Annotated in this window: 2 tRNA genes; both read right to left on the minus strand. The window is 49.9% G+C overall.

The annotated features are described in order from the left end of the window. Positions 1 to 89: 89 nt before the first annotated feature. Positions 90 to 165 (minus strand) — tRNA-Ala (locus Q5L94_RS13285). A gap of 257 nt (positions 166 to 422) precedes the next feature. Further along, positions 423 to 499: transfer RNA gene (locus Q5L94_RS13290), tRNA-Ile, on the minus strand. Positions 500 to 665: the final 166 nt, after the last annotated feature.

The raw sequence follows: 665 nt of genomic DNA on the forward strand, positions 1-665 counted from the left end.
TCATGTTGTTAAAGAGCACGTAACGCTTAGTTACCGGTAAATATTCTTGTTTAAGAACACTTAACGCTAACGGTTACGGAGAGAAGAAATGGTGGAGCCAAGCGGGATCGAACCGCTGACCTCCTGCGTGCAAGGCAGGCGCTCTCCCAGCTGAGCTATGGCCCCCGAATGCTTGCCTGAAGTTTCGATAGCTGCGTTGCGCGATTCGTTCAATCAGTCACATACCATCGAGGCATGCTCTTTCAATCACTCAACGTGCGCCTTGCTCTCGAAGCTTCATGCTGCGCGTGCTGACATCGGGGAAACCCTCTTTTCAGCATCACCGCAACCCTGACAAGGGAATTTGAAGGAGGGCAAGGCGATAGGGTGTGAAGCATACATCAGTATGCGAATACCCGAACAACGCAGCCATCGTTCAAATTTGGTGGGTCTGGGCAGACTTGAACTGCCGACCTCACCCTTATCAGGGGTGCGCTCTAACCAGCTGAGCTACAGACCCAGTTTCTTCTCTTTCTATATCAAGCCTGCAAACTGTGTGGACACTTACTCACACGGATGTGAGGTATACAAAAAAATGCAGGACGCAATTTTTTGTGTACACAAAAGATAAGCATAGTTGTAAGGAGGTGATCCAGCCGCAGGTTCCCCTACGGCTACCTTGTTAC

Origin of the sequence: Idiomarina sp. Sol25, from assembly GCF_033052775.1 — a bacterium.
Classification (GTDB): domain Bacteria; phylum Pseudomonadota; class Gammaproteobacteria; order Enterobacterales; family Alteromonadaceae; genus Idiomarina.